The 13,098-nt window shown below is 66.4% G+C and carries 16 protein-coding genes, 1 tRNA gene and 1 pseudogene; 8 read left to right on the top strand and 10 right to left on the bottom strand.

What is annotated here, in order from left to right; translation table 11 throughout:
- Positions 1-106 precede the first annotated feature (106 nt).
- Complete coding sequence (locus FDZ84_RS10200; RefSeq protein WP_168585698.1) at positions 107-463, top strand: hypothetical protein; 357 nt, start codon at positions 107-109, stop codon at positions 461-463.
- A gap of 484 nt (positions 464-947) precedes the next feature.
- Here the strand turns inward: FDZ84_RS10200 and FDZ84_RS10195 are convergent, their stop codons facing one another.
- On the bottom strand, positions 948-1,352 hold the full coding sequence (locus FDZ84_RS10195; protein WP_168585697.1) for a MerR family transcriptional regulator: 405 nt from the start codon (positions 1,350-1,352) through the stop codon (positions 948-950).
- 65 nt (positions 1,353-1,417) lie between these two features.
- Between FDZ84_RS10195 and FDZ84_RS10190 the strand changes: the two are divergent.
- Positions 1,418-2,604: pseudogene (locus FDZ84_RS10190) on the top strand (MFS transporter).
- A gap of 49 nt (positions 2,605-2,653) precedes the next feature.
- Here the strand turns inward: FDZ84_RS10190 and FDZ84_RS10185 are convergent.
- Positions 2,654-3,208: a TetR/AcrR family transcriptional regulator gene (locus FDZ84_RS10185; protein WP_168589941.1), complete on the bottom strand. Its 555-nt coding sequence runs from the start codon at positions 3,206-3,208 to the stop codon at positions 2,654-2,656.
- Positions 3,209-3,275: 67 nt separating this feature from the next.
- Here FDZ84_RS10185 and FDZ84_RS10180 point away from each other — a divergent pair, with 67 nt between their 5' ends.
- Complete coding sequence (locus tag FDZ84_RS10180; protein ID WP_246868914.1) at positions 3,276-4,001, top strand: MFS transporter; 726 nt, start codon at positions 3,276-3,278, stop codon at positions 3,999-4,001.
- 309 nt (positions 4,002-4,310) lie between these two features.
- On the opposite strand, the gene FDZ84_RS10175 is transcribed toward FDZ84_RS10180, so the two are convergent.
- Positions 4,311-4,964, bottom strand: a complete 654-nt coding sequence (locus FDZ84_RS10175) for a DUF4232 domain-containing protein (protein ID WP_168585696.1) — start codon at positions 4,962-4,964, stop codon at positions 4,311-4,313.
- Between the two features lie 205 nt (positions 4,965-5,169).
- Between FDZ84_RS10175 and FDZ84_RS10170 the strand changes: the two genes are divergently transcribed.
- Both FDZ84_RS10170 and FDZ84_RS10165 read left to right on the top strand, forming a co-directional pair.
- Positions 5,170-5,715 (top strand): DUF5753 domain-containing protein, encoded by a 546-nt coding sequence (locus FDZ84_RS10170; protein ID WP_256413675.1) that lies wholly within the window; start codon positions 5,170-5,172, stop codon positions 5,713-5,715.
- Positions 5,715-5,906: a DUF397 domain-containing protein gene (locus tag FDZ84_RS10165; RefSeq protein WP_210435499.1), complete on the top strand. Its 192-nt coding sequence runs from the start codon at positions 5,715-5,717 to the stop codon at positions 5,904-5,906. The genes FDZ84_RS10170 and FDZ84_RS10165 overlap by 1 nt, the downstream gene beginning before the upstream one ends.
- 93 nt (positions 5,907-5,999) lie before the next feature.
- On the opposite strand, the gene FDZ84_RS10160 is transcribed toward FDZ84_RS10165, so the two are convergent.
- Together FDZ84_RS10160 and FDZ84_RS10155 are read right to left on the bottom strand one after the other, a co-directional pair.
- Positions 6,000-7,151 (bottom strand): hypothetical protein, encoded by a 1,152-nt coding sequence (locus FDZ84_RS10160; protein WP_168585693.1) that lies wholly within the window; start codon positions 7,149-7,151, stop codon positions 6,000-6,002.
- Positions 7,138-7,575: a hypothetical protein gene (locus tag FDZ84_RS10155; protein ID WP_168585692.1), complete on the bottom strand. Its 438-nt coding sequence runs from the start codon at positions 7,573-7,575 to the stop codon at positions 7,138-7,140. Before FDZ84_RS10155 ends, FDZ84_RS10160 begins: the two co-directional genes overlap by 14 nt.
- A 733-nt stretch (positions 7,576-8,308) precedes the next feature.
- On the opposite strand from FDZ84_RS10155, the gene FDZ84_RS10150 reads away from it, so the two are divergent.
- Positions 8,309-8,857 (top strand): hypothetical protein, encoded by a 549-nt coding sequence (locus FDZ84_RS10150; RefSeq protein ID WP_168585691.1) that lies wholly within the window; start codon positions 8,309-8,311, stop codon positions 8,855-8,857.
- Here the strand turns inward: FDZ84_RS10150 and FDZ84_RS40350 are convergent.
- Positions 8,779-9,516, bottom strand: a complete 738-nt coding sequence (locus tag FDZ84_RS40350; RefSeq protein ID WP_168585690.1) for a DUF4232 domain-containing protein — start codon at positions 9,514-9,516, stop codon at positions 8,779-8,781. The genes FDZ84_RS10150 and FDZ84_RS40350 overlap by 79 nt on opposite strands.
- 381 nt (positions 9,517-9,897) lie before the next feature.
- Here FDZ84_RS40350 and FDZ84_RS10140 point away from each other — a divergent pair.
- A tRNA-Lys gene (locus tag FDZ84_RS10140) sits at positions 9,898-9,973 on the top strand.
- Between the two features lie 87 nt (positions 9,974-10,060).
- On the opposite strand, the gene FDZ84_RS10135 is transcribed toward FDZ84_RS10140, so the two are convergent.
- The 4 genes from FDZ84_RS10135 to FDZ84_RS10120 all read right to left on the bottom strand — a co-directional run bounded on the left by FDZ84_RS10135 (position 10,061) and on the right by FDZ84_RS10120 (position 12,458).
- Entirely contained in the window at positions 10,061-10,564 is a 504-nt protein-coding gene (locus FDZ84_RS10135; protein ID WP_371812825.1) for a site-specific integrase, read from the bottom strand.
- A gap of 349 nt (positions 10,565-10,913) precedes the next feature.
- A complete protein-coding gene (locus FDZ84_RS10130; RefSeq protein ID WP_168585689.1) occupies positions 10,914-11,171 on the bottom strand; it encodes a hypothetical protein in 258 nt (85 codons plus the stop codon).
- Positions 11,172-11,504 (bottom strand): DUF6247 family protein, encoded by a 333-nt coding sequence (locus FDZ84_RS10125; protein ID WP_168585688.1) that lies wholly within the window; start codon positions 11,502-11,504, stop codon positions 11,172-11,174. It abuts the gene before it with no gap.
- Positions 11,505-12,140: 636 nt separating this feature from the next.
- A complete protein-coding gene (locus FDZ84_RS10120) occupies positions 12,141-12,458 on the bottom strand; it encodes an ANTAR domain-containing protein (RefSeq protein WP_246869149.1) in 318 nt (105 codons plus the stop codon).
- Between the two features lie 234 nt (positions 12,459-12,692).
- On the opposite strand from FDZ84_RS10120, the gene FDZ84_RS10115 reads away from it, so the two are divergent.
- Complete coding sequence (locus tag FDZ84_RS10115; RefSeq protein WP_246868911.1) at positions 12,693-13,061, top strand: PAS domain-containing protein; 369 nt, start codon at positions 12,693-12,695, stop codon at positions 13,059-13,061.
- The last annotated feature ends 37 nt before the right edge of the window (positions 13,062-13,098 follow it).

The following is a 13,098-nucleotide window of genomic DNA, read 5'->3' as shown; positions in this document are numbered from 1 at the left end:
TTATCCGCCGGATTTCCGGACCCCGGCCTTGCCAGCGATCCGCACCACTGCTACCTTTTAGGTATTCCACTAGATAACTAGTGAAAGATTTTAAGGAGTAGTGGACATGGACTTCACCTTCGGCAAGCGCGGAATGATCGCTGGACTGCTGGCTGCGGGAGCACTGGTCGGCACCGGCGCATTCGCCGCCGCAGCTCCCGCGGCGAATGCGCCGGAACTGCGGATCAGCTCGGCCGACTACGCACTGGAGTACACCGTGCTGAACGGCAACGGCGACGGCTTCTCCTCCGTCCTGGAGGCGAACTCCGCCCGCGAGGTGCAGGCCGAGGGCTTCACGACGGTGCAGTTCTCCGTGAACGGCAAGCTCGTGAGCGCATACGGCCCGCTCGAGGCTGATCGCACGCTGGTCTGCAACGCGGGAGGCACTGTGGCCGCGCCTGCCGTGACCTGCGCCTTCGCCTGACTCGGAACTGCGCGCAGGGCGAGCAGTATCGCTGGCGGAGTCCAAGAGGTGACCGCCACCCGGACTCCGCCAGCAGCGGTCGTTGGCAGTTGAAGGCGGAGCTGGCGGAGCATTTTTCTCAAGCGGCTTAACCGCTTCGCGAGCAACTGTCTCTTTTGGATTGCCACATCGGGTGAGGCCGAAGGCGGCGGATGACGTTGTGTGCGGGTGCCTCGTGAGTTCTTTGGGCGGCTGTAGAGGCTGTTTGAGAACTCGTTCCGCGTGCATTGAGACGGCGGCCCTACGGCAGCGCCCTACGGCAGTGGCGGCGATTTCGCGCGAAATCGCCTCCAGCCACGCCTGCAAGGTGACGATTTCGCGCGAAATCGCCCCCACCCACGCGACCGTCACGCCGTTTCGCCGCGTCGACAGGATCGGCTCGTCCCGAACACATCCCGGCCTCGCCACATCCCTGACTGCTCCCTGACTGGCCCAAAGGCGCCCTTCACCCTTGACCCGACTGGGCTGGGGTCGGGATCTCGCCGGTGTGGCTGTATTCCAGGACCGCGTCGAGATATTCCGTTACGGCGTCCCTGTTCCGGGTCAGGCACCTGATTCGGTCGGTCATCCTGTCGCGTTCGAGTTCCAGGGTGGCGATCATCTCCGGTGTCGCGTCTGGGAAGTAGATAACACGGGGTTTGTCCAGGCACGGCAGGATCTGCTTGATGATGCGGGTCGGCAGCCCGGCGTCGAGCAGCCCGCGGATCTGCAGCACGCGGTCCACGTTGTACTCGTCGTAGTCGCGGTAGCCGTTCGGGGAGCGGTTCGCGACGATCAGGCCCTGCTCCTCGTAGTAGCGCAGCAGTCGGCGGGATGTGTCGGTGCGCTCCGACAGCTCTCCGATGAGCATGTGCTCGACCTCACGTCCAGTCGCTTTGACCTTCACATCAGTGTGATGGTTTGAGCATATGCGGCATGACTGATCGCAGCACGCAACTCCTGGATGCTGGACGACTTCCGCTGCGCGCGCTGCTGGCGCTGGCCACCGCCGCTTTCGTCACGGTCCTGACCGAGGCGCTGCCCGCTGGTGTGCTGCCCGCGATGAGCGCCGGCCTCGGGGTCGGCGAGTCCGCGATGGGGCAGGCAGTGACGATTTACGCGATCGGGACGGCCGTCGCGGCGATCCCGCTTTCCGCGGCCACCGCGGGGTGGCGGCGCAAGCGCCTGCTGCTGGTCGGGGTGGCGGGGTTCGCGGTCGCCAATACGGTCACGGCAGTCTCGACGTACTTCCCGCTGACCATGGCGGGCCGGTTCGTCGCCGGCGTGGCGGCGGGCGTGGTCTGGGCGCTGCTGGCGGGTTATGCGCGCCGCGTGGCGCCGGAACACCTGCGGGGCAAGGCGATTGCGGTGGTGATGGCGGGAATTCCGCTCGCGCTTTCGCTGGGCGTACCGGCCGGGACCTTCCTCGGCGGTTTGCTGGGCTGGCAGGTGACGTTCTCGGTCATGTCGGTGCTCGCAGTCGTCCTGATCGCCTGGATCGTCGCGCTGGTCCCGGATTTCCCCGGGCAGCGGCAGGGCGGCGCGATCCCGATCCTCAGGACCCTCGGCGTCCCCGGCGTGGCACCGATCCTGTTCGTGACCTTGGTCTTCGTGCTGGCCCACACGATCCTCTACACCTACATCGCCACTTTCCTCGCCGGGCTGGGCATGGGCGGCTCCGTCGACCTGGTCCTGCTGATCTTCGGCATCGCATCGATGGTGAGCATCTGGATCGTGGGCGCCCACATCGACCGCCGGCTGCGAACCCTGACGATCGCCAGCACGATCCTGGTTGCGCTCGCGGCCACGTTCCTGGCGCTCATGGCGGAAAACCCAACCCTGGTCTACGTCGCGGTGACGCTGTGGGGCCTGGGCTGGGGAGGCGTCCCGACCCTGCTCCAAACGGCGGCGGGAAACGCCGGAGGGGAAGCGGCGGACGCGGCCCAAGCGATGCTGGTGACCCTCTGGAACGCGGCCATGGCAGCAGGCGGCGTGATCGGCGGCCTCATCCTGGCCGGACTGGGCCCCAAGCCTTCCCCTGGGCGCTCCTGGTCCTCCTGCTGCCGGTACTGGCAACCACGATCGCGGCCCGCACCAACGCCTTCCCGTCCAAAGCCCGGTGAACCTTCCGAGGTGAGGGGCACCCTGCTCAAGGGTGCCCCTCACCTCGGTTCAGGCTCGGGTTCGGCGGGTTTCGGCTGCTTGTTCCAGCAGACGGTCGAAGACCTGCTGCAGCAGTTTCGGCTCAGGGCTGGGCAGGCCGGACAGCGCGCTCAGGTACAGGCCGTCGCCGACCAGGCGGATGGTCTCGGCGAGCACCGGGTCGCCGATGTAGTCCGTGAGCAGCTTCGACCAGTGGGCGAAGACCCTGGCCAGCACCTCGGTGTCCGCCTCGCTGAGCTCTTCGGTGCTGCGCAGAGCCGCTATGACCGACCAGTACAGCGCCATCTCCTCGTCCGAGGCGGGCTGCGAGGCCTCCAGGAAGTACCGGACGACGTCCACGCCGACCCTGCCGGCCTGCTCGAACTCGGCTTCGGCGGATTCGCCGAGCCGCTGCACGAGTCCCTGCAGCATCGCCTGCTTGGAGCGGAAGTGGTAGAGCAGGCCGCCCTTGGACACGCCTGCCTCGGCGGCGACCGATTCGAGGGTCACCGCCCCCGTGCCTTGCCGGACCAGGATCCGCTGGAGCGCGTCGAGGATGCGGTCGCGGGTGTTGGTGGCTGACATGGGTGGTACTGTACCGTCCGGACGGTTACTATACCGTCTGGACGGTATAGATGAACTCGAGCAGAAGATGATCAAACTGAATTCGCCTCGGATTACCCGCAAGCAATGGGCGGCGCTCGGCGCCCTCCTGCTCCCGGTGCTGCTGATCTCGGTTTTCTTCATGACCCAGTACCTGCAGCTCGTGCTGGGCATGAGCCCGCTGCGCGCGGGGTTCGCGCTGCTGCCGGGCATCGCGCTGTCGGTGGTCGGGTCGCTGCTGGCCGTCCGGCTGATCCGCCGGGTCCGGCTGGCCGAGCTGCTGGGTGCGGCGATCCTCGCGACGTCGCTCGGCTACCTGCTGATGGTGCTGCTCCCGGCGCAGGACGGGGTCTGGTTGGTGGTCGTGGCGTTCATGGTCGTCGGCCTGGGCGCGGGCATCACCGAGACCGCGACCAACGACACGATCATGAACAGCGTCGCCCCCGAGAACGCGGGCGCGGCGTCGGCGATCTCGGAGACCGGCTACGAGCTGGGCGCCGCGATGGGCACCGCGATCCTCGGCAGCGTGCTGACCGCCGCCACCGGCGGGAAAGTCGATCTCGCCGGGATCCCGGAATCCATTGTGGACACAGTGCGGGACACCCTGGGCGGAGCGTTGTCGGTGGCGAACGAGCTGCCGGTGGAGCAGGGTATCGCGCTGCAGGAGTCGGCGGCGCACGCCTTCACCTTCGGCGTGCAAGTCACCAGCGTGGTCGGTGCCGCGATCCTCGTTTTCGCCGCCGTGCGGGCGTGGTGGGTGCTGTCCCGGCGCTGAGGCCGTGTCGGTCGGTGCCTGGGGAGGGGGCGCACCGACCGGCCCGCAGGGCTCGTCCGCCGCAGGTCGGAGCATCGGCGTTCGGGCCCGGGGCAGGTGCCGCTAGAGGTGGCGGAGGGCTTCCGGGATGCGGCGCTGGAGTTCCGGGAAGTGCGGTGCTGCAGTGTCCGATGTGGACTTCGACGTTCGACGAATCGCAGAACCGGCGATCACGCTGCGTCGCCTGCACCCCAACCTGATCCGACGGACAAAACGAGGCACCCGCGACGGATCGCCCGGTCGCGGGTGCGCCTCGCTGGTGTCATCGAATCAGAACGCGGTGACGCCCTGGGCGACGGGCTGGAGGGTACCGACCTTCAACGACTTCAGCGGGATCTGGGGATCGACGCTCTTGCCCGCGGTGTCGAGGAAGCTGGCGTCCACCGTGCCAGCGGCACCCGGCACGGTGACCTGGAAGCCGGTGACGGTCACGTCGGCGCCCTTGTCGCCGAGGTTGAGGAGCACTCCGGCGAACGCGGTTTTGCCCGGGGCGAGCTCGAACTGCGTCGGGCCGCCCGGGATCTTGACCTTCTCCACCGGGATCTTGGAGTCCGCGCCGGACATGTTGGTGGGGGTGATGTCCGCCCAGCCGCTGACGTCGCAGGTCTTCTCCGACTTGTTCGTCACGGCCATCAGAAGGACGCCGGGGCGGCTCGGCTGGGTCTGCAGGTCGACCTTCATGTCCGACGCCGTGCAGTCGGGGTTGTCGATCTGATGGCCGCCCGCGTGGGTCCAGGGAGCCGGCTCGTTCGCCGGCGTGCTGCTCGAATCGCCGGCGGGGATTCCAGCGGCCGGAGCGGGCGTGCTGACGCCGCCCGAAGAAGGCACGGGAGCCTGCGTCGACTGACCACATCCGGCGAGTAGGAGCGCCCCGGTGAACAGTCCGGCGATTGCGCCGATCGTCCGAGTCTCGTTGAGTATCATGGTGAATCCCTTCGTAGTGCGCACCGAGCGCTTCGCAATCTCTCATCCCTGAAGACGTGCATGCCATAACGTGGTTGCGAATCAACATATCGACTTGCCCTTTCGGGCAAGTGCGGTGACGCCGAAGGCAGTTTGTGATGTTCATGGTTCGGGCCTGTTTTCGCCGGCAACGAATAATCCATTGTGGACAATGTTGATGTCTTGAGTGGAGCCTAGTCCAGGGCTTCCAGGATGCGGCGCTAAAGTTCCTGCGAGGGCAGGGCTCCTGCAGACACCGGAGTACACCCGCGCTGTCATGGTCGACTGGTCCCCGAGCGAACTCGAAACGCGTGTTGCGATGCGTGCTTCCAGACGAGATATCCTCAGCTCGCGGAAGGCTCCTACCTTTGAGGCCCTGATTTTGGAAAGTGCCTTGACCGCACCAATCGTGGGTCCCGAGGCGATGGCCGACCAGTACCGCCACATGCAGAAGATCGCGGAACTCAGCAACGTGACCATTCGGATCGTCTCGATGCTGCCGCCGCGATGGACGCCAGCGCACAGCGGCCAGTTCATGCTGTTCGAGTTCCCGAAGGCGCCGCCACTGGTGCATCTTGAGCACCTCGGCTTCGCCGCGTTCCTCACCTCACCTGGTGTCGTAACCACCTATTCGGAAGCACTGAGTACCCTCCGGGCTGCATCGATGACTCCCGGCGACTCGATGGAGTTAATCGCTGCATGCACCGTTAGAGCCGAGGAGAACGCACAGTGATGGAACAGCCGACTGGATGGCGCAAGTCCCGTTACTCCAGCAACAACACTGCGTGCTTAGAGGTTGGCCGGATCCAAGACGGCGCGGCGGTCCGGGACAGCAAGGACCGCGCCGCCGGGTACTTCACCGCCGATCGCGCGCAGTGGTCGACGTTCGTCGCTGCCGTCAAGGCCGCCCGGTTCCAGCAGTAAGGTCCTGGCCGTCGCCACGTGCGATGGGGTCGTGAGTGCGAAAACCGGTTCTTGCCGGATCAAGCACTCACGACCCTCAACGGCGTCAGGTGGCTAGCGGTTCAGCGCTTCGATGGTTTCGCCGGTCCAGGCGGTCCAGTCCTCCTTGGGTGCTCCCGGGAGCTTCGGCGGTTCCGATGTCGTCGGGACCGGGGTGTTGGGGCGGGACGGGGATTCGCTCGGGTTCGGGCCGGGCTGGGACGTGTCCTTGTCCCGCCATGGGATGTTCAGGGCTTTGTCCAGGTAGACGCCTGTCGACGTGGAGAACTTCCCGTGCGGGTTGAACGATCCCCTCGCCGCGTCCACCGCTCCGATGAACGCACCGTTCTCCGCGCCGTACACCTCGTCCCCGCTCGCGCCCGATGCGGCGTCCTGCGCTGCCGCTTCCGCCGCGCCGACGGCCGAGCCCCATGCCGCGTGCACCGGCAGGTTGGCTCCGAACCTGGCCGTTGCGCCTTGCCAGGTGTTCGCGGCCGATCCGTCGAACAGGTGCGTTCCGGGTACCTCGCCGCTGAGCGCCTTCGCACCGCTGACCTTGATCGCGTTGCCCAGTGCCCCCGCGCCGACGCCGACCGCTCCACCGACCGCTCCGTTCTGCGCGGCGATCGCCAGCATCCCGCCGTCGAAGCCCTTCCGCTTTCTCTGGCAGATCTGGATGAACTGTGCGAAGAAGGTGACCGCGACCTGGTCGAACACCGAGCTCGCCAGGTGGGCCAGCAACTCGGTGATCGCCTTTCGGAGAACAGTCGTGAGCGTCGTCCGGGTGGCGGCCATCTTCGCCGGGATGAGGGCCATCGAGGCGCCGAAGGTGACCACCGCGGCGGCGATCAGCGCCGCGATATCGATTGCCAGGATGACCAGCAGCTCGATGATGATGATCCGCAGCGTCTCGATCGCCAGCGCCATCCCTTCCAGCGCGTCGGCGAAGCCGGAGGCTGCCAGAATCATTTGCGGCAGGTAGCCGTCATCGCCGAGGAACGGCGCGATGAACGCACGGAACGATTCCGCGGTCTCCCCGGTCAGCGCGAGAGCAACCCGCGCCGCGCCTTTGTTGACGAAATCGACAACGCCGTTCAGGTGCTCGGCGACCTCGCACCAGCTGGTGGCCATCGCACGCAGGTCGTCCGGGTCGCCTTCCGGCCAGTCGTTGCCGACCAGGACCTCCAGCAGGCGTTGGACATTGGGCGGTACCTCAGTTGCGGCCATCGACCTGCGACTTCTGGGCGAGCTCGACGCTCTGCGCTTCGGTTTCGGCGAAGTTCCGCCCGACGGCGGCGAGCCGATCGACGACGCCGTCGAGCAGGTCGGACAGTTCGTCCAGGGCTGTGCAGGCCTGTTCGGCCGGGTCCTGGTAGTTGCTGCCGAACGCTGACCCCAGCGGATCACCTCCCCACGGAGACAGGCCCTGTCCTGCGACCCGCGGCGCCTTTCCGGCTGCGCTTCTGGCAGATGCTGCGGCTGCTTGGAACAACGCGACCGCGCGCCGCAGCTGGGTTCGGTCGAAGGAAAGCACACCACCGGCAGGTGGTGTCCACGCCGACGGCGTTACCGACTCGTACCCGACTCCCGGTGCCGCGGTGGGTGCGTTGCGGTAGCCGCCAGTCGGACCGTCCAATGGGGAAAGTGCCATGCGTCAAGATGAACCGATTCCGCCTGCGTCGCGCCACACCCCGCCCGGAACCCTTGCGAGTTCCGAACACCGAGGCGCGCTTTCGTTGACGCCTGTCCCTGTATTGGGTTACTTGTCCTGCCGCTTGATCTTGACGACGCTCAGTGCAAGGCCTGGTGGCGATCCGCTCCGACTAGACGGCTCCGCAGCGCGAACCGCGCATCCCGACCCGGCGGAAGTGGCTGGCGATGGTGCGGGTGGGAAGACTCAACCGATGGGAAGCGAGAGATGAGCCCGAGCGGCAGCGAAGATCAGCCCACTGACGGTGACCACCCTGCGAAAAGGCCTACGGCGCCAGCGAGAGCAGCGTCGCCTACCTGGCCGAACGCGAGCTGTGGAAATCCAACGCGGACACCGAGATGATGCCCGCCGTCATGGAATTCGCCCTGGCCGAGCCGGTCGCCGACGCCGGGGCCGGCGAGGCCACGGCCGGTCGAGGCGGAAACCGCGACGGCGACCGCGACCAAGACGCAGGCCAAGCCCGTAGCCGCGGCGAAGACCGCCAAGTCCGCCGACGTCCCGGCACGTCCCGGAAACCGGGTGTCCAAGCCGGTCGTGGCCGCCGCGGGCGTGGCGGGTCTGGTGCTGTTGTGCGTCCCGCTGCTGATCGCCGGCCTCCTCCAGAACGACGACGACACTCCTGCGCGGACGGCACCGAGGGCTGGTACATCCGAAACGGCGGCGCAGGCGACCGGTGGCTGCCGGGACACCTTCGACGCGAAGCCCATGTCCTGCCAATGCTGGCACGTCCGACACCGGCACCTTCGCCAAGCGGTCCTTCGACGTGTCGGACAGGGCGACGGTCGGCAGCTGCAAGCCCTCGGTCTACATCCCGAACGACAGCGACCGCCGCAACGTCGGAGCGACCGCCGCGCACACTACTCGAGTCTTCAACTCCTTCGAGCAGGGCGGCGCGAACGTCGTCGGGGTGGAGGACATCAAGCAGGTCGCCAACCGGGGCAAGTGGGTGGACCTCGGGGAGTATGCCATCGACCAGGGCAAGCTGTCGGGCAAGCCGCACAACTGCGGCAAGGACTGGCGGAGCCGACGGCGAGGGCGCCCACATCGCGGCCTCCCAGAGCCGCGCCACCTGTACGGCCGCCTGACCGAAGTGAGGCGCCCCCGGCCGGGCAACTCGACCGAGGGCGCCTCGCACCGTTCGGATCAGTCGAAGACGGTGACGCCCTGGGAGACGGGCTGGAGGGTGCCGACCTTCACCGCCTTGACCGGGAACTCGGCGTAGAGGCTGCCGTTGCCGGTCTGGGTGCCGTCCGTGCCGATGATGTTCGCGTTCACCGGCCCGCCAGCGCCCGGCAGGGTGACGTTGAAGCCGGTCGCGACCACGGTGTCCGGGTCGGCCTTGTCACCCCGCTCGATGAGCACCCCGGCGAAGCCGGTCTGGCCCGGGTTGAGGCTGAACTCCGTCGGACCGCCCGGGATCTCGACCTTCTGGACCGGTACGTCGGTGTGCGGGGCGCCGGACATGTCCACGGGCGCGACGGCCGCCCAGCCGTTGAGCTTGCAAACCTTTTGGGACGTGTTCGACACGGCCATCAGCAAGACGCCGGGCCGGCTGGGCTGGACGTTGAGGTCCACCTTGAAGTCCTTGGCGGAGCACTCGGTGCCGGTGGGCTGACGTGCGCCGTTGGTGCTGGTGGGCTGCCGGTTGGCGTCGGTGCTCGCGGTCTGGCGGCTGTCGTCGCCGTCGGTGCGCTGCTGATCGCTGTGGGTGCTGGTGGAGCCGCCGGCCTGGATCGGTGATCCACCGGGTGCGACCCCGGCGGCCTGGGTGGCGCCGTCCTGCGCAGCCGGGGCCGCTGCCGGCTGACCACATCCGGCGAGCAGAGCACCGCCGAGCAGTCCAGCGATCGCGCCCAACGTCCGAGTCCGGTTGACCAACATGCTGTTCCCTTTCGTCTAGCCCTTGAGCGTTTCTCGCTTTCGTCCTGAAGACGTGCGTCTGGAGCCGAGGTTGCTCCGAGCGATGTGGAGAAAAATCAACCATGTTCTGACCTGCAGATCAGATGCCGACCGATCTCGTTCGGTCGGGTCGGCAGCGCTGTCCGGGGCCTTCGGAGGGCACCGCGCCCCACCCCGCCAGTGGACGATCTGCGACATCAGCCGGGAGTGACTCGCCCGGCGGGTCCGCCGCGCGGAACGGGCGGAGGGAGGGGAAACCCTTACGCGCCGACGGGTGATCCGCCCGCAGTGTGATCTTCATCGGCGAAGAAGCTGCGACCATCACCGCACAAGATCGACCGGACCTTGTAACCTTATACACGCGGGTCGTTAGCTCAACTGGCAGAGCAGCGGACTTTTAATCCGCGGGTTCTGGGTTCGATCCCCAGGCGACCCACCAAAACCCCAGGTCACAGACCTGGGGTTTCTTGTTTGGGGATCGTCCGGTGCACTTTTGGTGCACCTTTCGAGCGGGCCTAGCTCCGGCCTAGCTCTCCAGGGAGCGTTCCAAGACGTCCGCCGTCTGCCTGCTGACGGCCTTCCTGCCCATGTACACATCCTGCGTCATAGACGGCCGCGAGTGCCCGAACTGGTCAGCGATCAGCCGTGCTGACAACCCCGCCTCGTCCAAGATCGTCGCGGCGGTCTTGCGGAACACGTGCGAAGTCACCCGGGCGAAGCCCTCACTGCCTCGGGTCTCACGCAGCACCCGCCGGGTGTTCGACGGGTCACGAAGACCGCCGAGACTGTCCGGGTACACCGGGCCATCCTGTGCACCGGTCTCCGCGAACCGCCGACGCAACATCTCCACAGTCCAGGAGGCCAGCGGTAGCGTTCGCTCCCCGAATCCGGTCTTGGTGGACTTCCTGATCAACCCCTGGCCTTTGACTCGGACGACGGCGTAGTCAACCGAGCACAAACCTGCATCGAGGTCAACATCATGCCAGTAGACCGCCAGCGCCTCACCGATACGCACCCCGGTGGCGAGCATGAAGCGCGACAGATCAGGAAGGTCCCAACCGGAAAGTTTTCTGATCCGATTCGAGCTGAGAGAGCCATTGAACGCGTTCCTCCAAGGTCAACGAACGAGGAGCCTTCTTCCCGATGCGAGCTGTGTCCCGCGTGGGATTGACCTCCAGCGCCCCAACCACCGGGCCGGTGTACAACCACGAGCGCGGACGAGGGAATCGACCCTTCAGCGCTCAAACCTTTCAGCGCTCAAAGTGTTCGGCCCCGTCCCAACTCTCCCGCACGATGTCCTTGGCACGAGCAGCCAGGTCAGGCGGACCCGAGAAAGCGCCCATCGACCGGAAGCACCGACGAGGCTCTGCCACTTCCTCCTAGAGTTCGAGCCACTGCACGAGCAATAGGTGGACTTCTTGCCGCTCGTCGAGGATCAGGTAGATCACCTGGCCCGCTTGGCCGGGGCCGAAGTCCCAGCGCCGAACGGCGCCATCGGGATTGGCCTCGTGCAGTGGCTTGCCGTTCCAGGGAGTGAGCTGCAGGACTTCAAGCACGTCGGCGTAGGCGGCCAAGGCGTCATAGGGCAATGCGGCGACCTGCGCCACTACGGCGCTATCGGGAACGAGTTGATACACCTAGCGGCCCAGCCGTTGCCGGATCACGGCCTGCATGTCCTCCAACGGCGCGGCATCGGGATTCTGGCCGGTACTGGTGATCTGCTCAGATTTGGCCAGCAGCCGAAAGTAGGAGCCAGGGGCAACTTGCTCGGCATGGGCGAGGTGCCGCCACTTGTGCAGCAGCTCAAACACCTCGGTCAGATCGTGTGATTGCTTCGCGCGATCGAGAACGTGCCCCCATTCCGCGTCAAACTCGGCAGCCACTCGTGGCGTCAGGCACGCCCGGATACCCGCAGCGTCAGCTGGCGGCGGAGCCGGGCTCGCGTTCGATGCTGGATGGGGAGCAGCCACGTGACCACCATAGCCGTCGGCGTCAACCAGAAGCCTGCGCCGAGACCACCAGGACTCAGCTCACGTGTGTTTAAACTTTCGCTACTTCATCAAGGCGGCCCCTGCGGGGCCGCCTGCCTGCTGTATGCGAGCCAGGACGAGGCCGCTGACCTTCCTGTATGCGAGCCCGGTCAAGCCGTCGATGGCCGACCGGGTGTGCGGCCCGCTGCGCTCACCGGTCCCGACCGCCCAACGACGGCGGCCTGGCGAGAGCGGAAAGGCCGGCAGCCCCGGCCTGGCGCGAGCGGAAGGCAGGCAGCCCCGCAAAAGCCGCCGACATGGTGATCTGGACCTCGGATGTCCTGACTCCACTGGTCGCCTGGGCGAGCCATTGAGAAACGGTGCTGGGCCCCGCTGCGTGCGTGGTCGCCCGCTTGTGGTTACGTGCGAAGCGCGAGGCAGTCAGTCCATCGGCAATTCGCGCAGCGCAATGTGCCTCGGACGCGCATGGGGCACATCCGGGGCACGCGGGGACCAACACCAACGAAGAACAACGGCAACTAACCGCAAGCGGCACGTCGACCAGCGAAGTTCGATCAGCCGCTGAGGTAGACGAGGCACTTGATCGCCTTTGCAAGGCGGGGGTTAGGTTCAGGGTTAGGTTTCCTTTAGTCGGTTCCACTCCTCAAGGACGCGGGCGCTTACGCTCTTCACGGTCGACGCGCTCGCTGCGCCCGTGACCCGCTCTACAAGCGTCTGAGCCACGTCACGCATGTCCGTACCGGTGTCGTGCGACATCCCGGCGAGCAGCTCGAGTGCGTCGTGGTCATCGAGTCCGAAGGCCAGCTTCAGCATGCCCTTGGCCTGCTCGATCGCCGGATGGCCCTGTAGTGCTGCGTCGAGGTTACCGAGGCTGTCGCATGCCCTAGAGCTTCCCCACGGCTGCTGCTGGTCGGAGGTGCCGCGACCTTGCATAAGGACCACACCCGATCTCTCTGATGTCCAGTATGTCACTTTTTGGGCAAACTGGGACCGACGAAACGATGTCCGGTGCGTGGTCGCGGCATCCGCCACAGCGGGCGCTGGGATTGGGGTGCGAGCGGCTCGTAGGTCGGTGAAACCAGGATGAAAGCCCCGGGAAGAGATCGCGCTCCGGGCGCAGTATGGGCAAGGTAACGATCGGGGTTCCTGGTGAGCCTGGAACCAAGCTTGGAAGTTGAGGGGGCGGCCACGTCTACGAATCGCCGCTACGCGATCTTCGCGCTCGATGCGGACGGCATGGTCACGAGTTGGAACGCGGATGCCGAGCGCATGAAGGGTTACCTGCCCGATGAGATCATCGGTCGGCACTTCTCGGTTTTTTACCCGGCGGATCTGGTCGCTGCCGGGTATCCGCAGGCGGAGCTGGAGCAGGCCGCCGAGGCGAGCTTTTATGTCGATGACGGCTGGCGGGTGCGTAAGGACGGCACCCAGTTCTGGGCGCACGTGGTGATCACAGCCCAGCGCGATGCCCAAGGGGTTCTGACCGGATTCATCAAGGTCACCCGAAACGACAGCGACGTCGGCGGCCTACTCTAAGCGGCACGGTGGCTCCTCTCATGGGGGCGAGGCCGCT

It is taken from the genome of Saccharopolyspora sp. ASAGF58 (assembly GCF_012277335.1).
Taxonomy (GTDB): domain Bacteria; phylum Actinomycetota; class Actinomycetes; order Mycobacteriales; family Pseudonocardiaceae; genus Saccharopolyspora; species Saccharopolyspora hattusasensis.
Note: the sequence above shows the minus strand (reverse complement) of the source record. Positions and strands in the feature narration are given on the sequence as shown.